This is a genomic window from Chryseobacterium sp. UYP7 (assembly GCF_056279225.1).
On the sequence record NZ_JBWBQW010000004.1, the window covers coordinates 212451 to 231210 of the forward strand.

The 18760-nt window shown below is 36.8% G+C and carries 18 protein-coding genes and 1 tRNA gene; 9 read left to right on the forward strand and 10 right to left on the reverse strand.

Features of this window, described 5'->3' with window-relative positions:
* The first annotated feature begins 66 nt into the window (after positions 1 to 66).
* The 3 genes from ACZ9HT_RS10375 to ACZ9HT_RS10385 are packed head-to-tail and all read left to right on the forward strand — an operon-like array spanning position 67 to position 2360.
* The gene (locus ACZ9HT_RS10375) at positions 67 to 1212 is read left to right on the forward strand and encodes a carboxypeptidase-like regulatory domain-containing protein (protein ID WP_476040415.1); all 1146 of its coding nucleotides are present in this window, start codon (positions 67 to 69) and stop codon (positions 1210 to 1212) included.
* Between the two features lie 10 nt (positions 1213 to 1222).
* A complete protein-coding gene (locus ACZ9HT_RS10380; RefSeq protein WP_476040416.1) occupies positions 1223 to 1714 on the forward strand; it encodes a DUF456 domain-containing protein in 492 nt (163 codons plus the stop codon).
* 4 nt (positions 1715 to 1718) lie between these two features.
* Positions 1719 to 2360 (forward strand): hypothetical protein, encoded by a 642-nt coding sequence (locus ACZ9HT_RS10385; RefSeq protein ID WP_476040417.1) that lies wholly within the window; start codon positions 1719 to 1721, stop codon positions 2358 to 2360.
* Here ACZ9HT_RS10385 and ACZ9HT_RS10390 read toward each other — a convergent pair.
* The 3 genes from ACZ9HT_RS10390 to ACZ9HT_RS10400 form a co-directional block, all read right to left on the reverse strand.
* Positions 2347 to 2988 carry a uracil-DNA glycosylase gene (locus ACZ9HT_RS10390; protein WP_476040418.1) on the reverse strand — a complete coding sequence of 214 codons (642 nt, stop codon included), beginning with the start codon at positions 2986 to 2988 and terminating at the stop codon, positions 2347 to 2349. The two genes, ACZ9HT_RS10385 and ACZ9HT_RS10390, sit on opposite strands and share 14 nt — an antisense overlap.
* Positions 2989 to 3084: 96 nt before the next feature.
* Positions 3085 to 3591 carry a GNAT family N-acetyltransferase gene (locus ACZ9HT_RS10395; protein WP_476040419.1) on the reverse strand — a complete coding sequence of 169 codons (507 nt, stop codon included), beginning with the start codon at positions 3589 to 3591 and terminating at the stop codon, positions 3085 to 3087.
* Positions 3592 to 3733: 142 nt separating this feature from the next.
* Positions 3734 to 4162, reverse strand: coding sequence for a DUF6799 domain-containing protein (locus ACZ9HT_RS10400; RefSeq protein ID WP_476040420.1), 429 nt, complete (start codon positions 4160 to 4162; stop codon positions 3734 to 3736).
* Between the two features lie 262 nt (positions 4163 to 4424).
* On the opposite strand from ACZ9HT_RS10400, the gene msrB reads away from it, so the two are divergent.
* From msrB to ACZ9HT_RS10420, 4 genes are all read left to right on the forward strand, one after another.
* Complete coding sequence (gene msrB / locus ACZ9HT_RS10405) at positions 4425 to 4964, forward strand: peptide-methionine (R)-S-oxide reductase MsrB (protein ID WP_476040421.1); 540 nt, start codon at positions 4425 to 4427, stop codon at positions 4962 to 4964.
* Between the two features lie 12 nt (positions 4965 to 4976).
* Positions 4977 to 5645, forward strand: coding sequence for a cytochrome b/b6 domain-containing protein (locus ACZ9HT_RS10410; RefSeq protein WP_476040422.1), 669 nt, complete (start codon positions 4977 to 4979; stop codon positions 5643 to 5645).
* Positions 5632 to 6405 (forward strand): molybdopterin-dependent oxidoreductase, encoded by a 774-nt coding sequence (locus ACZ9HT_RS10415; protein ID WP_476040423.1) that lies wholly within the window; start codon positions 5632 to 5634, stop codon positions 6403 to 6405. The genes ACZ9HT_RS10410 and ACZ9HT_RS10415 overlap by 14 nt, the downstream gene beginning before the upstream one ends.
* A 161-nt stretch (positions 6406 to 6566) precedes the next feature.
* A complete protein-coding gene (locus ACZ9HT_RS10420) occupies positions 6567 to 8717 on the forward strand; it encodes an endonuclease MutS2 (protein WP_476040424.1) in 2151 nt (716 codons plus the stop codon).
* Positions 8718 to 9379: 662 nt separating this feature from the next.
* Here the strand turns inward: ACZ9HT_RS10420 and ACZ9HT_RS10425 are convergent.
* The 7 genes from ACZ9HT_RS10425 to ACZ9HT_RS10455 form a co-directional block, all read right to left on the reverse strand.
* Complete coding sequence (locus tag ACZ9HT_RS10425; protein WP_476040425.1) at positions 9380 to 10729, reverse strand: SLC13 family permease; 1350 nt, start codon at positions 10727 to 10729, stop codon at positions 9380 to 9382.
* A 35-nt stretch (positions 10730 to 10764) separates the two neighbouring features.
* A complete protein-coding gene (locus ACZ9HT_RS10430) occupies positions 10765 to 11763 on the reverse strand; it encodes an MlaD family protein (protein WP_476040426.1) in 999 nt (332 codons plus the stop codon).
* Between the two features lie 3 nt (positions 11764 to 11766).
* Entirely contained in the window at positions 11767 to 12519 is a 753-nt protein-coding gene (locus ACZ9HT_RS10435; RefSeq protein ID WP_476040427.1) for an ABC transporter ATP-binding protein, read from the reverse strand.
* Between the two features lie 3 nt (positions 12520 to 12522).
* Positions 12523 to 13305, reverse strand: coding sequence for an MlaE family ABC transporter permease (locus ACZ9HT_RS10440; protein ID WP_476040518.1), 783 nt, complete (start codon positions 13303 to 13305; stop codon positions 12523 to 12525).
* Between the two features lie 300 nt (positions 13306 to 13605).
* A tRNA-Phe gene (locus ACZ9HT_RS10445) sits at positions 13606 to 13678 on the reverse strand.
* A gap of 86 nt (positions 13679 to 13764) precedes the next feature.
* On the reverse strand, positions 13765 to 15603 hold the full coding sequence (locus tag ACZ9HT_RS10450; protein ID WP_476040428.1) for a lysophospholipid acyltransferase family protein: 1839 nt from the start codon (positions 15601 to 15603) through the stop codon (positions 13765 to 13767).
* Positions 15604 to 15609: 6 nt separating this feature from the next.
* The gene (locus ACZ9HT_RS10455) at positions 15610 to 16848 is read right to left on the reverse strand and encodes an aspartate kinase (protein WP_476040429.1); all 1239 of its coding nucleotides are present in this window, start codon (positions 16846 to 16848) and stop codon (positions 15610 to 15612) included.
* Between the two features lie 264 nt (positions 16849 to 17112).
* Here ACZ9HT_RS10455 and fbp point away from each other — a divergent pair, with 264 nt between their 5' ends.
* Positions 17113 to 18123, forward strand: coding sequence for a class 1 fructose-bisphosphatase (gene fbp / locus ACZ9HT_RS10460; RefSeq protein ID WP_476040430.1), 1011 nt, complete (start codon positions 17113 to 17115; stop codon positions 18121 to 18123).
* Positions 18124 to 18296: 173 nt separating this feature from the next.
* On the forward strand, positions 18297 to 18758 hold the full coding sequence (locus ACZ9HT_RS10465; protein WP_476040431.1) for a GNAT family N-acetyltransferase: 462 nt from the start codon (positions 18297 to 18299) through the stop codon (positions 18756 to 18758).
* Positions 18759 to 18760: the final 2 nt, after the last annotated feature.

The following is an 18760-nucleotide window of genomic DNA, read 5'->3' on the forward strand; positions in this document are numbered from 1 at the left end:
AATATTAGATTTTCAATAAGAAATTTTAGGTATATTTGAAGTAACAACACTAATAAACAATCCCTTATGAAAAACATTCTTTTTTATTTGATGCTTGTTACATTTTTCGGATGTACCAATATTGATAATGTTTCGCCGGGAATAGATATTAAAGCTCCAGAAGGAATAATTGCCGGAAAAGTAACTTCTCCAAACGGTACATCGGCTATTGGTGGTGCGCGTATTTTTACTTTTGATGATACTGCTTCCTCCATCTACTCCACATTTTCCGATTCTGAAGGAAACTTTAGCTTGAAAGCTCCGGCTGGAAACCGAAAAATTTATATTCAAACAGGAACAGGTGCAAACTTCCGTACCGATTTTTCTGCAAACATTGCTGCAGATCAAACGACGACACTTCCCATTGCAACTACGAAACTGCAACAAGTTGCAAAATTGGGTTATATGGAAGGGGTTTTTGACGATGTGGATGAAGTACTGACAGGAATGGGATATAATGTGACAAAAATTGAGGATTACACCACCATGAATAATTACGATGTTGTTTATCTGGAAGTAGGATTCGATATTAAAACTTTTGGCCCTGCAATTTTCTCCGTGTTATCAACTTTTGTGGCGAACGGTGGGAATATTTATTCCTCGAACTGGGCTGCAAGTTATCTTGTTGGTGGCGAATTATATCCTACAGACTGCAACATGCCCGGAGGTTTTGTACCTGATGATAAATTATGCGTGAAGTGGCAGTATAATACCACTGCACCAAATTCCTTTTCGCAAATTTTGAATGAAAGACTGCAGAAAGCAGTTGGATTTTCAGATTTCAATTTGGTATTGGCAAAAGGCAGCGATTCCTATATTAATTCTTATGATACCGTGTACTGGGAAACTATGATCAAAGACGAACAAAGAACGCACTTAATCAAATCAAAAAACTTCTCAGATCCTTCTGCACCAGCGGTTAACGTTGGTAATGCGGCGAATGATGGCTGGAAAACAGTTTGTCTTAAAGAGAAAAACATTTCTTACACGCTTAGAGTTCCTCAAAATATTGCAGATATTTTAATCGCAAAAGGTGCGCAATCCGGATCCTGCACCGGGAATCCAAAAAGTGGAACTATTTATTACAGTGCCTTTAATTCCGATGCTTTAAACCCTGCCGGGAACGAGGAAAAAATCATTAAAATCATTAAAAGTTGTATCTTAGATTTCTAAAATAAAAAAGGTGAGTGAAAGTTTAATTGTACTCGTATCAATCATTTTGCTGCTTGCGGGCATTGTGGGAACTTTTCTTCCCGTTCTTCCCGGATTACTGCTCAGTATTTGTGGTCTGTTGATTTATAAATTCGGAACCGATACTCCACTGTCAATGGTTTTTATTTGGATTTTCGTTGTTCTTACAGCACTTTCAGTCGTATTAAATTATGTAATTCCGGCGCGAACAAATCGGAAATATGGTGGAACCCGTTGGGGAAGTGTAGGTTCGGTCGTGGGAACTTTGGTGGGAATGTTTTTTATTCCTCTGCCTTTTGGATTTTTAATAGGAATGTTTGCCGGCGTTTTCATCGGGGAATTATTGCACGATGTTAATGATAAGAAAAAAGCGTGGAATTCAACAAAAGGGGCATTTATCGGATTTTTATACGGGACAGGATTCAATTTTATTGTCGGTTTGGCAATGTTATTGGTTGTTGTTATAGATATCTTTAAAAATTAAACACATGTTACACAGACTCGTAATTACAACTTTTGGACTTTTAACTTTGGCGACCTGTCAAAACCAGAAAGCTATTCAAACTACAGATTCCTCAACAAACAGCGAGGTAATGAGGAATACCACGACAAACCCATCAAAATCAACACCTGTGAAAACCACTCAAAACGGAGAGCCAGAAATGTCTACAGGAATGCCGCCGGATAAAGAAGCCGTTAAAATTGCAAAGAAAGAGCAAGCCACTGCAAGTTCTAATAAAGCGGGAGTTATTTATTTAAGCGAAGGTGAAAATAAATTTCTGAAAGAATATGAAATGAATGTCACCTTCAAGAAAATGGCCGAAGACAGCCGTTGTCCCACAGATGTTAATTGCGTGTGGGCAGGAGTTGCGACCGCAGAAGTGGAATTAATGGGATTAGCGACGAGACCTACAACCATTAAGCTGAGTACCATGAACAATTCCGAAAGAGGATATTTTGCAAGTCAGGATTTTAACGGTTACAAAGTTTCACTCGTTGACGTTACGCCGGAAACAACTTCCGCCAGAGGATTCAACGCCTTAAAAGGAAGTTATAAAATTGGATTGAAATTTGAAAAAGGAAGTCCGCTTGATCCAAAAACGCAACGCGGTGGAACTACCACGAAATAGGTTCTATATTTTTAGACTTTAGGTAAGTATTAATTGCAGAAAAAGGTTTGCTTCCATAAAAGCCCCGGTAAACCGAAAATGGCGATGGATGTGCAGATTTTACAATAAAATGTTTAGAGGAATCAATCAGTTCCTCTTTTTTTTGTGCAAAAGCGCCCCACAAAACAAAAACCACATTTTCTTTTCCATCAGAGATCTCCTGAATGATAAAGTTCGTGAATCTTTCCCAGCCAAGATCCTTGTGAGAATTGGGTTCGTGAGCTTTCACTGTTAAAGTTGAATTTAATAGTAAAACTCCTTGTTCTGCCCAATCATCGAGTTCTTTTTTGGTGCGCTCAATTCCGACATCATCTTTCAATTCTGTAAAAATATTTTTTAAAGAAGGTGGTGTTGCAACATTTTCAGAAACCGAAAAGCATAAACCATTTGCCTGAAAATCGTTATGATAGGGATCTTGCCCGATGATCACGACTTTAATTTTATTGAAGGGCGTTAGTTCTAGAGCTCGAAAAATTTGATTTTTTGGTGGGAAACATTGATCAGAGTTATATTTCTGTTTCACATTTTCCCAAAGATCTGTGAAATATTGGGTTTCTTTTATGGGGGCAAGAATTTCGGTCCAGGTCATTGGTTGATTTGATGATTTGGTTGATGGGATGATTTGTTGATGGGATGATGTGTTGATTGGTTGATGTGATGATGTAATGATGTAATGATGTAATGATTACATTGAAGTTATTTCAAAAATAAGATTTTCTGGGTAGTTTTTATCTTTGCGATCTTCGTTTAAAATGAATTTGGATCTTTCGAGTAATTTGATTGAGTCGAAATTATTCTTATTGGTGAAAGCTTCTATTTGATTCAACTTTAAATTTTGAAAACCATAATTTAAAATAAAATTAACAGCTTCCGACATTAATCCTTTACCGTGATAATCTGGTAATAATTCATAACCCAGTTCTGCAATTTTTCGATCTTCAGAAAATTTCCAGAGACAGATTGTTCCTATTAAGTTGGCCGTATTTTTTTGAGAAATTCCCAGAAATAAAATTTCATTGTTTGTGGACTTCCTTTCAATGTTTAGAATAAATTCTAGAGCCTCAAAGGAATTTTGGGGCGGAACTCTGTGAAGAAATTTATTGATCCCGGCATTGCTTCTGATTGCTAAGATCTCAACAGCATCATTTTCATTTATTGGTCTTAAAATTAATCTTTCGGTCGAAAATTTCATTTTTCAAAGATAGAATATTTGCCGCTTTTGTGACGATAAATTTGCTTCTTACCTCTCGCTAAATTAGAATCTCTTCTCAATTATTTGTAATAAAAAAGGTGTCAAAAACTTCGACACCTTACATTCAAATAAAATGGAATTATTATTTGGTCATCATTTTTCCGTCTTTGTCCATCACGTTTCCAGCGTCATCCATCATCATTCCATCGGTCATCATCATCTTGGTCCCGTCGGAATTCATCACTTCGCCGTTCATCATCAATTTATTACCATTCTTCATGGTCATATCTTTATCCATCATCATCATTTTGTCATCTTTCATCATCATCATCTTACCATCCGTCATCGTCATCATCCCATTTCTCATCATTTTTTGATCCATCATTGCATTATCCGCCGCCATCGCATCGCTGCCCATTTTTGTGCTGTCCATCATTCCGTCATTGGTCATCGCACTGTCAGTAGCCATTGCAGTATCTGAATTATTCATCATACTGTCTGCAGTGGTAGTTTTTTTTTCGCAAGATGCCATTAAAGCAAACATTGCCATTACTAAGAAAGTCTTTTTCATAATGCTGATTTTTGTTTATTTATTATTACGCTAAAGTAATTAAAAATATGTTTCAAGACTTAAATTAATCATAAATTTCTTAAGATATTACCGTATTTTTGATCAGTAATAAAACAATTGACTCATTTCATTATTAATTCTATAACGAAAGAGAGTCAAACTGCAACACATTTTAATAAATAATGCTGTTCTTTAAAAACTTTCTATAAGATATTATCGTAAATAAACATATTCTTTAGACAATAATATTAAATCATCCATTATGTTTATTAAAATCAGTCCTATTTTAGTTGTTGCAATATCCGCTTTTACACTAAGTTGCAGTAAAGCTCAAACTGAAAATAAACAGTCTTCGCCTGTAGAGAGAACCGCTGCGACAGCAAAATATGCGATAAATTTTTCGGAGGCTAACTGGAAAGAAAGGTTAACGCCGGATCAATTTGAAATCCTTCGGCAACAGGGCACCGAAATGCCATTCACCGGAAAGTACGACCATTTTTACAAGAAAGGCACGTATTATTCGGCAGCATCGCTGCAACCTCTTTTTAGTTCAACCGCAAAATTTGATTCCGGTACAGGTTGGCCAAGTTTTTACGAGCCTATTTCCCCGGACGCTGTAAAATTTATTACAGATGGAAGCGTGGGAATGGAACGTGTAGAAGTAGTTGACAGTAAAAGTGGTTCTCATTTAGGACATATTTTTAATGATGGTCCACAACCAACTGGAAAAAGATTCTGTATGAATTCTGAAGCACTTATTTTCGTGCCGGAAGGTGGCAAACCACCAACTTCTTCAAAATAACAGTTTATAAAAATGAAAATCATTAAATACAAACATCCGCTCGCGATCAGATGGTTTCACTGGGTTAATTTTCCCGTTCTAGCCATTATGATCTGGAGCGGATTGTTGATTTACTGGGCAAACGATGTTTATAAAATAAAGATCGGCGGGAAAGATCTCATTTACTTTTTCCCCGATTCTTTTTATAAGGCATTAAATGTTCCTTATCACTTAAGCGAAGGAATGGCTTGGCATTTTGTTTTTATGTGGATCTTTTTTATTAATGGTTTTCTTTATGTTATCTATACATTCATCTCTGGCGAATGGCGTCTACTTCTCCCCAACAAATCTTCTTTTGCAGAAGCCTGGCAAGTTTTACTTCATGATCTGCATATTCGAAAGTCAGTTCCACCTCAAAATAAATATAACGGCGCACAAAAAATTGCCTACACTGCGATCATCGTTATGGGAATTGGATCTCTTCTCTCAGGATTAGCAATTTACAAACCTGTACAATTCGGGTGGTTAAGTGCGTTGTTGGGCGGTTACGAGAGTTCCAGATTGATCCACTTTATATTAACCATTGGATACTGTCTGTTTTTCCTTGTTCATATTATTCAAGTTACTCTTGCTGGTTGGCAAAATTTCAGCAGCATGATCACGGGTTTTGAAATTCTAAAAAAAAGTGATGAAAAAAAATAAATTAATAAAAGAGCAAAGTTTATCTGAAACCCAAATTAGAAGACGAACTATCTTCGCTTTCTCCCTGTTCATCGTCCTTTTTGGTGCAGGAATAATCATTTTTATTAAAATTAAAAATGAGTCGCCTCAAGATCAAAAAACTGGTGTACAAAATCCTTTGCGCAAAGTACTCGATGCGAACGAAACTGTATTTAGCAAATCCCTGTCTTCTACTCATTTGGCAAAAACTTTCCCGAAAAGCGCCGCAGCTAAAAATGTAAGAGTTAATGGCGCGTTAGGATTAAAGGATAGTGTTGATGGGAATAACTGGAGACTTCAATTGGTTAAAAATTCCGGAGATACGCTTCGAATTTCTTTAGAAGATCTAAAAAAACTTCCGAAGACAGAAATAATTTTTGATTTTAAATGCATTGAAGGCTGGAGTCAGGTTTCACATTGGGGCGGCGTGAAATTTAGTGATTTTGTAAAAGCTTACCATTTAGATGAACAGTCACAAAAAAAATACGTTGGCTTGATTACACCCGACGGAGATTATTATGTGGGAATCGACATGCCAAGTGCAATGCATCCACAAACACTGCTTTCTTACGAATTGAATGACAAACCTTTACCGATGAATCAAGGATATCCGTTACGATTAATAATTCCTACAAAATACGGAATCAAAAGTCTTAAAAGAATCGGCGTTTTATATTTCAGCAATAGCAGACCGAAAGATTACTGGTATGAAAGAGGTTACGATTATTTTTCAGGTTTGTAAGTAAACAATGCATTTATTCCCGGTTTAAATATTTAATTACTTCTTAATTTTAAATATTTCGTTTTTTCTGATTTTTATTGAGATCTTCTTGTTGTAAATTGAGATTGTTCTGATGCATAGAAACAATTGCAACTATTCTATTAAAATAATTAAATTTGCGTGTGCATATACAAAAAGACGATTTAGACGAACTCGAATTTCCAGAATTACTCGCGGAAATTTCCCCATTTGCTTATTCTAAAAAAACGGCAGAGAAAATTGCAGAACTGCGACCATTTCCCATAGAAGAAGCTGAACTTTCCTTGAAAAAAGTTGCTGAATTTTTATCCAGTTTTGAGAGCGATAATGCCATTCCTTTTAACGAATATGAAGATATTGAAGCCGAGTTAAAGGTCATGATCATTGAAAATTACCGTCTGGAAAACGCGTCGTTTCTCAAAATAAAAAGCTTAACGGAACAGATCGCAAGACTGCAGAAGTTTTTTCCTAATTACGGGGATGTATTTTCGAATCTGAACAATGACGTAAAAGATCTGGAATACCGAAAAGAAATCATCGACCGGATCGACAAAGTTCTGAACCGTTTTGGAGAAGTGAAAAGTGAAGCTTCGTCCATTTTAAGAACATTAAGAAGCGACATTTCCCACGCCCGAAAAGCTATTCAGGAAAATTTCAACAGAAGTTTAACGGGATTGACGAACACAGATTACCTAGATGACATCCGCGAAAGTATTATGGATGATCAACGAGTTCTTGCCGTAAAATCCGCTTATAAAAAAAGAGTTCCGGGTCGCGTTTTAGGCGTTTCTAAAACGGGATCAATCACCTATATTCAGCCTGAATCTGTGGTGAAACATCACTTTAAACTTCGCGAAGATATTGAAGAAGAGAAAAAAGAAGTCGATAAAATTTTAAGAAAACTCACCGCCGAAATTGCAGAATTTCAACCTCAGCTATCGGATTACCAAATCTATATTTTCGATTTAGATCTAACGAGAGCAAAAGCAAAATTTGCCCAGAAGATCAATGGAGTTCTGCCAAAAATCAACCGACATAAAACAATGCGTTTGATTCAGGCTTTTCACCCCTTGCTTTGGCTAAGAAATCAAGCAGAGAAAAAGAAAATTTTTTCCCAGACTTTAACCTTCACAGAACATAACCGAATCATTTGTATTTCCGGACCGAACGCAGGTGGTAAATCGATTACCTTAAAAACGGTTGGTTTGCTGCAATTGATGATTCAGTCTGGAATTTTGGTGCCGGTTCATCCGAAATCTGAGATGTTTTTCTTTGATCATTTAATGACGGATATTGGTGATAATCAATCCATTGAAAATCAACTCTCGACCTATTCTTCCCGTCTCAAAAAAATGGCGAAGATCATCAAGGAAGCTGATGCAAACACGCTTTTGCTCATTGATGAATTTGGAACGGGTTCTGATCCCGAATTAGGTGGTGCTTTAGCAGAAGCTTTTCTGGAGTTTTTCTACGACAAAAAAAGTTTCGCCATTATCACCACGCATTACACGAACATTAAACTCGTTATCGAGCAACTTCCAAACGCTCAAAATGCAGCCATGCTTTTTGATGAAAATTCTTTGGAACCGCTTTATAAATTAGAGGTCGGACAAGCCGGAAGTTCCTTCACCTTCGAAGTTGCAGAGAAAAATAAAATCCCGAGTTATATTATTAAATCCGCGAAGAAAAAAGTGGAACATGATATTTTAAATCTCGATAAAACAATTGTAAAACTTCAGCAGGAAAAATTTGAAGTAGAAAAAATAAAAACCGATTTAGCAGAAAAACGGGATTCTACGCAGGAGAAAAAAGAAAATCTGGAGAAACTGAATGAGCAATTGCAGCAGAAACTCTTTAATTTCCAAAAACTTTATGAAGATGAACACCGCAAATTACAGTTCGGAAATAAAGTAGAAACCTTTATTGATGCTTATGTAAAAGGGAAATCCAGAAAATTAGTGGTCGGTGATTTTGTAAAAATTCTGGAGCAGGAGAAATTCAGAAGAGTGGGTGCCGATAAAGATGAAAATAAAAAACTGCAGATCGTAAAACGGAAAATCACGCAACAACTTCGGAAAGTTGATGTTCAGGAAAAGATCGTAGAAACCCACGAAAAACTGGAAGACAAACGCCAGAAAGAACGCGCCGTCTGGATGAAGATTGGTCAGCGGGTAAGAATTCCGGGATCTACTAGTGTTGGAACGATTGAAAAAATTGAGAAGAACGGGAAAGTTTCTGTGAATTACGGAACTTTCAAAACGCAGATTTCCGGTGATGAACTGGAGCGGATTTAGAGAAATAATAAATCTAACAAAAATTTCAATTTTTATTAACCTTGTCAAGGTCTGAAACTTTGATAAGGTTTTTGAGGTAGTTTGATCGATGAAATTTCTAATCTGTTTTTTACGCAAAACCGCCAAGTTTTCGCAAAGGAAATGCAAAACTAAAATTCGGTAGCGATCGTTGCATATATTTTTTTGCGTCTTTGCGAGAACAAATTAATCCTGAAAACGTTTTTTGACAAACTTATTTTCCAATTTTAATTTTATATGAGCTTCCCCTTTATTAATATCTTTCATTACACGATTGGTTTCAAAAAGGGCGACAATCATTTTTTTTGGTAATGCAAAATATTTTCAAATTCTAAGTTCGGCCTTTTCAGTCTTTCAACTATTTTTAGGCAGGTTGATAACCACCAATGTAGCAGTTTAAGCCGGTTCGGAAACGTTATCGAAGCAATGGGTTTCGTTGATCAGTACTTTTCCAACACTGTCATGCTGAGCTTGTCGAAGCATCTCCTCATTTTCCGGATTAGGAAGAAATCCCTCCTTTGTAGGAATGACAAATGTTGTTTATCGACGATATAATCACCATCAAACAGACGAATTTTAGGAAATGAAATTTATAAAAAATATTTTGTTGGAATCCGTGATTTGAATAGATCTAAATTTCTCCCTCAATAAAAACTGAAATAAAAGTAAGTAGTAACAACGATCGAAACCAGAATATTGACGATTAAACCAGCCTTGATCATGTCTTTTTGTGGAACATAACCAGAAGAAAAAACCATCGCATTTGGTGGAGTTCCGGCCGGCATCATAAATCCAAACGAAGCTGCAATGGTCGCTGGAAGCAATAGAATGACGGGGTTGATCTCCATTTGTATAGCCAGAGAAAACAGAAGCGGCAAAATCATGGCGGCACTTGCGGTATTGCTCATAAATTCTGTGAGAATAATACTGAAAACCACGATCGTTAAAAGAAATACATATATTGGAACAACGGTTATTAGACCCGAAACTTTTGAAATAAGCAACATACCTAGTCCGCTTTCTTCGATGACTAATCCTAAAGTTAGACCGCCACCAAAAAGCAACAGTATTTCCCAGTTGATACTTTTTAAAATTTCTTGCCAGGAAAGGACCTGCGTCATAAATATGAGAAAAATAGCAAAAATCGCCACCAGAGAATTAAAACTGTTATCGATGTGCAAAAGTGGCGAAAGTATTCCGTCCATCATCCATAAAACTATGATTACAAGAAAGATAGAAAGTAAGGTTTTCAGTGGCGCTCCAGCTTCTTTTTCGAAAATCATCACGCCAATGCTCATCTTTCTGTCTGGTTTAAAGTAAAGCGTAAGAACCGTAACCATTACTGGAAAGGTAATAATGAAAATGGGAATACTGTATTTAATCCAGGTTAGAAAATCGATATTTAAAATTTCGGCACCAATCGCGTTTGGAGGCGAAGAAATGATGGTCACAATACCACCAATATTTGCAGAATAGGCAATTCCCAACATAAGGAATTTAGATTCAGGTGAAACAGTATTCTTGTTCACAAGAACCAACATTCCCAAACCCAAAGGAATCATCATTGCCGTGGAAGAGGTATTGCTTACAAAAAAAGCAGTAATGGCTGTCGCCAGCATTAAAAATATTGCAGACCGATAAAAATTTCCACCAGCTAGTTTAATCAATTTTTGAGCGAGCATTTTGTCCAGAGAATGGTGAGAAAGCGCTCCTGCAAGTACAAAACCACCCATGAACAGAAATAGAATGGGATTTGCAAACTCTGTGAACGCGTCTGCAGGCGGTACTAATTGCAAAAAAATTGCGAAGACAGGAATCAGTAAACTTGTTAAGGGTAAAGGAATCGATTCTGTGATCCATAAAATGGCAATCATGATCAGCAAAGCAAATGCTCGCTGGACTTTTTGACTTTCGAAAACAGGCAAAAATAAGAGGACACTAAAAACTGTGATAGCGATAAAGAGGCCAGTAAGATTTATTTTTTTCTTCAGCACTTTTCATTTATATTGGTGTAGAAAAAGAATGGCGTTTAGAGCTTTACTTCCTCCTTTTGCAGATCTTTTGCTTTCTGCTTTTCGAGTTTTCTAAAATATCCACGGAAGAGGAAGTTATGCTTAAGCGCTTCCATATTTTGATTGAGTTTATCGGTCGCTTCTTTCACATTAACAACGGTGGAATCTATATTTTTCTTCAGACCTTCGTCTTTGGTTATATAGTTCAGGGAACCTTTTCCGGTTTTAATTTCGGTCACATAATCCTCTAAATTTTTAGAAACTTTATTAATGTCGTTGCTGGATTTTTCTAAATTGCTAAAAACATTCTGAATTTGTTGTCGTGATTTTGGATCACTCAATAGCACTGCCGCGGCACTTTGATCGTAATTTATTTTCTCGATGATCGCGTTGACCTGCGCCATAGCTCTGTTCGTTCCTTCCGCAGTTCTTTTCAGGGCAGCCACAGATCTACGCAGATCATGCTCGAGCAAAGAGTCGCTTAATATCGCACCCAAAGCACCTTTTCCGCCCACAACCTGATGCGTAATTGTCGCCAGATCCGAAGTAATCAAAGCGGCGCTTTCATTGGTTTTACTAAAGGTTTCCAGTATTTCATCTACGGTGATCTTGGTTTTTATTTGAATTTGGTCACCCGACACCACTTTTTTTGCCGCTTTATCTTCTCCCGGAATAATATTAACGACCATGCTTCCCACCAAACCGTCTGAAGCAATCGAAGCGACTGCATCTTTCTTTATAAATCTGGCGGCTTGTTCGTCCACCGCCATTTCCACCCTAATTTTTCCTTCCGCTTTCATTTCAATTTTACTCACGGTTCCAACATTCACCCCGGAATACCGCACATTATTGCCAATCTGCAAACCACTTACATCTGTAAAAATGGCCGATAACTGAATGTTCCTGCTAAAGAGATGTTGCCGTTTTCCCACAAAATACAACGCGGTAACCAGAAGAATTGTTCCGAGTACGACGAAAATGCCGACATTCATTTTTTTTGAGGTAGATTTTTCCATAATTTAATTTTTAAAGAAGGCCTGAACTTGTGGATCCTCGGATTTTAAAAGTTCCTCATAAGTTCCTTCTGCATAATTAATTCCATCGACCAATAAGATCATTCGGTTAGAAATTACTCTCGCGCAATCTACATCATGCGTGATGATGATGGAAGAGGTTTTATATTTCAACTGAATATTTCTTAAAAGTTCAATAATTTCTTTTGAAGTAATAGGATCTAAACCCGTTGTAGGTTCGTCATACATTAGGATCTTCGGTTTCAAGATCAAAGCTCTTGCAAGCGCCACTCTTCTTTGCATTCCACCCGATAGTTCAGACGGCATTAAATCGATGGTTTTTCCCAAGCCAACATCATCTAATGCTTCTTTTACTAATACTTCAGTTCCTGTAAAATCTTTAATTTTATCTTTATGTCGTCTTAAGGGAAATTCTAAATTTTCCCGAACTGTCATGGAATCATACAAAGCACTTCCCTGAAAAAGAAATCCAATTTCGGTTCTCAGAATATCAAGTTCTTTTTGTCCCATCTTGGTGATATCTTCCCCATTAATGGTAATTCTTCCTCCATCAGCTTGAATTAAGCCGACCAGACATTTAACCATCACCGATTTTCCGGAGCCGGATTTTCCCATGATGGTCAAGTTTTCACCTTCAAAAAGTTTAAGATTAAATCCTTTTAAAACCTGATTATCTCCAAAACTTTTGGTGATATTTTTCAGTTCTAAGACTACTTTTTTTGAATTATTTTCTTCCATTACTTAAATATCAAAAATAATATCAGTTACAAATACGGCGATAAAGTCGATAATAAAAATCAACATCGAGGTGTAAACAACCGCAGCATTAGAAGCTTCGCCAACGCCGACCGTTCCTTTCGCACAATTATACCCTTTAAAACATCCAATTAAACCGATGGCAAAACCGAAGAAAAAGGTTTTAATGGTGGCGGGAATAATATCGCCAAATGCAATTGCTTTAAAAACCTTACTGAAATATAAAGTATAGGAAACATCTGATTTTAAATTTTCAACAATGGCAGAACCGAAAAGCGCGATGGAATCTCCGATAATTACTAAAAGAGGAAGCATTAAAGTCGCCGCTGCAATTCGAGTTACGACCAAATATTTAAAAGGGTTGGTGCCGGAAACTTCCATAGCATCGATTTGCTCTGTAACTCGCATGGAACCTAATTCTGCACCGATTCCGGAACCTATTCTTCCTGCACAGATCAGCGCGATTATTACAGGACCAATCTCGCGGATGATCGAAATACTGATCATAGAAGGAATCCAGGATTCTGCGCCAAACTGTTCCAAAGTTGGTCGGGATTGCAGTGTAAATACCAATCCTAAAATAAATCCAGTTACCGAAACCAACAGCAAAGACCGATTGCCAATATTATAACATTGGCGTATCAATTCTTTAAATTCAAAAGGCGGCATAAACACTTCCCGAAAAAATCGGGCACCAAACAATGTAATATCTCCAATTTCGGAGAAAAAGGTTTTCGAAGAAGCCAGTAAAGACGATGGATTAAACATACAATTCTTAATACTCAAATGTAGTCTAATTTAAATGGCATTCGTTGTAAAAAAGAGATATTATCGAGTTGGACCTGAAATCGTTATCCTTTATACTATTGATAAATGTTTGGTTGATAATTGCTTTCTTGAAAATTTTTTGGGCCAGATCCGTTAAATAGTAGAATCGGTAACATTTTGAATTTCATCACTTTCCAACTTGATGATTTAGGAACAGCAGAAAATAGTGAAATTGTAAAGTTTCTCAGAAAAATGCAGTCAAAAAAATCACCTGCAAAATTGCAGGTGATTAAATTAAAGTGGTCTCTCCAGGAATCGAACCAGGGACACATGGATTTTCAATCCATTGCTCTACCAACTGAGCTAAGAGACCTTTCGTTAATTGAGTGGTGCAAAAATAGCAACTTTCTTCTTATCTCACAAATCATTCTGAAAGATTTTTAAGAAAAAACCCCAATATTATTGATTATCAACGTGATTGTTTTCTTCTTTTTGGATTTGTTCGCTCATTTCCTCCAAAACAGGCTTGATGGTACTTTCCGGAAGCTCACTAATTCGAATGTACATTAATCCATCGATCGCATCATTAAAACTTGGATCTACATTAAAAGAAACCACTTTCGCATTCTGCTTGATGTATTTTTTAATTAAAACCGGCAATCGCATTTCAGGCTCCAGATCATCAATTATCTTATCGAGTTTATTTAAATCCGCCTCAACCTCATCGAAAAACAAGTGTTTATCGCGGTCTTTCAGTTTAACTTTGAATTCTTTTTTCGGATGAATATATTGCGCTACGGCAGAATCATAATAATTTGAGCGCATAAATTCGATCATCAGAGACTTGGAGAATTCAGAAAATTTATCGGAAATACTCACACCGCCCATCAGAAATTTATGTTCAGGATTTCTTAGGCAAACATGAACAATTCCGCGCCATAAAAGAAAAAGAGGCAAAGGTTTCTGCTGATATTCTGTCGAAATATAGGCTCTTCCCATCTCGATAACTTTTCGGAAAAAGGGTTGTAACTCCTGATCAAATTCGAAAAGCGAACTCGTATAAAACCCTTCTATTCCATGTTTCTTCATGACCTCGCTTCCCAAAGCCATTCGATAGGCTCCCGCTATTTTTTGAGCTTTGTTATCCCACAGAAAAAGATGGTGATAATGTTCATCGTATGTATCTAAATCAAAAGGAAGGTTGCTGCCTTCGCCAATTTTTCTAAAAGTAAGTTCGCGCTGTCTCCCGATCTCGCGCATGATCGAAGGCATTTCGGAATAAGTGGCGAAGAAAACTTCGTAAACACCGTTCCGAAAAAGCATCTTGTCTTTTTTGTAAAGGGCTTCAATATCTTTGATCACATCTTCTTGTGGTGTTTCGTCGATGATATTTTGTACCACGTTTTCCTCTTTGGTTAAAGGGAAATTCAGTTTTAAATTAGGGAGTTTTAGCTGTTCTGCAATCGTTCTTCGTTTTTCGTAATACGATTTCAGCATGTATATTTTCTTCTGCAGAAACTCGCCCATTTCTTCGATCGAATCGTGATCTTCCAGAATTTTTACAGAAACCGGTTTCCCGATGCGGATCCGAATAGGTTTTTCTCTATTGTGCATCATTTCTGCAGGAAGCAACAGCGTTTGTAAGTCGGGATGCAATTTAGAAAACTGATAAAAAACCCGACTGTTCTTCGCGTGAAAATACATCGGAACCACAGGAACTTTTGCCATTTTAATCAGCTTTAGAGCTGGCTTCTCCCAGGATTTATCTAAAATTTCGCTGAACTTATTATTTTTATTAGATACTTCGCCGGCAGGAAAAATTCCCACACACCCGCCACTCTGCAAATGCTTTAATGTTTCCCGCATTCCAACAGCATTGTTCCGCGCTTCTTTTCGCCCTTCAAAAGGGTTTACCGGAATCACAAAAGGTTTCATAGGCTCGATCTTTTCCAGAAGAAAATTACCCATAATTTTAAAATCCGGACGAATCTCTGTTAGGATCTTGGTCATCAGAATGCCATCAATTCCACCCAGCGGATGGTTAGAAACCAAAATAAAAGGTCCCGTTTTTGGGACTTTTGCCAGATCTTCGGAAAAGACGATGTACTTTAATTTCCTTTCGCGCACAAAAGCATCAAAAAAATCTTTGCCACTTTTGTCTTTCAGGCTGTCGTAAAGCTTATTGACCTCTGTAATTTTTGTTAAACGCATAATTGCGGACGCCACAGGATTCTTCAGAAATCCGATCCTGCTTAGACCCGATGCATTAATTAAATCACTCTTCGTAATGAGACTCATTGGTTATTAGTTAGTTACGACTTGAATCGTTTTTTTAGAAATTTGCTCTAATAGTATATTTTTATTAGCGTAAAATTTATTTAAGTCCTCTAATTTAGCATTTCTTACGGTAAAGAGAGAAACACTTTTTACCATTTCTGTATTAAAGTTGATTTGTAACTCCTGATTAAGATGATCGATCGCATCATATTTATCCTCAATGCAAAGCGCCAGGGAAATCGCAGATGTCTGCATTAAAGAAATTGTAATTTTATTTTTTGCTAAAAGCGCAAAGATCTGACTTAAATGTTCTTCGGCTATAAAGGAGAAATCCCGCGTCGAAATATGCAGTAAATGCTGATGCTCCTTTAAAATATAAGTTTCCTGCTGCTCATTTTTCTCTGAAACGCCCACTTTGGTTCCAGGATTTTTGGGATCAAGGAAAGATTTTACATAAAAAGGAATATTTTTTTGTTTTAAAGGCTGTAAAGTTTTCGGGTGAATGATAGAAGCGCCATAATAAGCCATTTCAATCGCTTCTTCGTAAGAAATGTGAGACAAAAGATTCACATCTTCGAATTTTCGAGGATCACCTGTCATTACGCCGGGAACGTCTTTCCAAATGGTCATGGCTTCGGCATTTAAACAGTAGGCAAAAATTGCAGCGGAATAATCGGAACCTTCTCTGCCCAAAGTCACCGTGAAATTATTGGCTTCTGATCCAATAAATCCTTGCGTCACATAACAGATATCGCGATCGAGCTCAGAAATTTTTCTTTGAGTTTCTTCCCAGTTAATGTTTCCTTCGCGGTAATTGCTGTCGGTTTTAATATGATCCCGTGCATCCAGCCACTGATTTTTAAACTGAATATCATTTAAATATTCGCTTACAATCTTGGAGGAGATCATTTCTCCACAACTCACCACCTGGTCGTAAACAAAATTGTAATTGGGTGATTTGTTACGGCGCAAAAAAGATTCAATATCATTAAAAAACAACGAGATCTCTGCAAAAACCGGATGATGATCCTGAAACAGACCATGCGAAATCTCTAAATGATTAAGCTTAACTTTTTCTATTTCAGTTTGGTAATCTATTTTGTTAAAGTAATTTTCTACGGCTTTTTCTAAAGCATTTGTTGTTTTTCCCATGGCAGAAACTACGAGCAAACAATTTTCAAAACCTTCCGATCCTAAAACTACAGAGACATTTTTTACACTTTCGGCATCTTTTACAGAAGCACCACCAAACTTAAAAACTTTCATCTAAATATTTAATTTTCAATAATTTATATCCTTAAAACCGTTCAGGAAGAAATAGTTTTAAATTTCAAAAATATCATTTTAAGGTGAAATAAAAAAACTTGTCCAATTAATAATAAAATATTAGATCGATGTATATTTCTAAAAACAGCCTGATACAAACTGCTTTACTTTAAAAAAAGCTTTAAAGCGCGATTTTATTGAAAAGAAAAGCCGGTAAATTCAAAGAAATTTCCGAAATTTGTAAGAATCCCAAAAAGCAAAAAAATGTCAGAACAAAATTTTCAGACGCTCGGTGAATTTATTATTGATAAACAAGAAGATTTTCTGTATTCGACAGGTGAACTTTCCAGTCTTTTAAGTGCGATCCGACTCGCTTCAAAAGTCGTAAACCGCGAAGTAAACAAAGCCGGGATCGCCAATATAATTGGGAAAGCCGGTAACGATAATATTCAGGGCGAAGAGCAGCAGAAATTAGATGTCTTGGCAAATGATATTTTTATTGAAGCTTTGTCGCAGCGCGAAGTGGTGTGCGGGATCGCCTCTGAAGAAAATGATGATTACATCGAAATAAAAACGGGTCCTAATGCACATTTAAGCAAATATGTGGTGTTGATCGATCCTTTAGACGGTTCTTCAAATATCGATGTAAATGTATCGGTAGGAACTATTTTCTCTATTTACCGCCGGGTTACAGAGCCTGGAACTGCCGTTGGTATCGAAGATTTTTTACAAAAAGGAATCAATCAGGCAGCTGCAGGTTACGTGGTTTACGGCTCCTCCACAATGATCGTTTATACAACAGGAAACGGCGTGAACGGATTTACACTCGACCCGAGTCTGGGAACTTATTATCTTTCACATGCAGACATGAAATTCCCGCAAACAGGGCAGATCTACTCTATTAATGAAGGAAATTATGCAAAATTCCCCCAAGGAGTAAAAAAATACATCAAATTTTGTCAGGAAGAAGAAGATAACCGACCGTATACATCGCGATATATTGGTAGTTTAGTTTCAGATTTTCACCGGAATATGATCAAAGGTGGAATCTATATTTATCCTTCAACATCACAGTCACCCAACGGAAAACTGCGTCTTTTATATGAATGCAATCCAATGGCAATGATTGCTGAACAGGCAGGCGGAAAATGTACTGATGGATTCAGAAGAATTTTAGAAATTGAACCGACCGAACTTCATCAGCGCGTTCCTTTTTTCTGTGGAAGCATTAAAATGGTAGAAAAAGCAGAAGAGTTTATGGAAAATAATCAATAGTTTTTCCTTGATCAACTTACTTATAAGTTTCAGTTTTTTAGGAGCTTAATCCCGCTCTCCACTTTACCTGTCTGCCGACAGGCGAGTCTTTTTATTTTCTGCGGAAAAACAAAAAGGATACCGTTGCGATCAGGGCTATTTTAAAATTAGAAATTTGAATCCAATTAAGTTTTGTGGAACAAGTAATAGTTGAAAGAGCAACGGCGATCGATCATTCTATCTTAACTCAGATAACTTTTGAGAGTAAGTCATTTTGGGGTTATTCTCAGGACCAATTAGAAAAATGGAAAGATGACCTCACCATAACTGCAGAATATATTACTCAAAACCATGTTTTTAAATTGATTTTAAATTCCGAAACAATTGGTTTTTATTCTTTTATCAAAGCCGGAGAAGACCAAATTATATTAGATCATTTATTTATACTCCCTGATTTTATCGGCAAAGGCTTTGGAAAACGCCTTGTCGAAAATTTATTAAAACGAGCGAAAAACCTGAACATCAAAAGCATTACTTTGGAAGCTGATCCACACGCCGAAGGTTTTTATAAAAAATTTGGCTTCACCACCATCGAATATAAAAAATTATCTATCCAAGATCGATTTCTTCCGAAGATGAGATTTAATCTTAAGTAAAT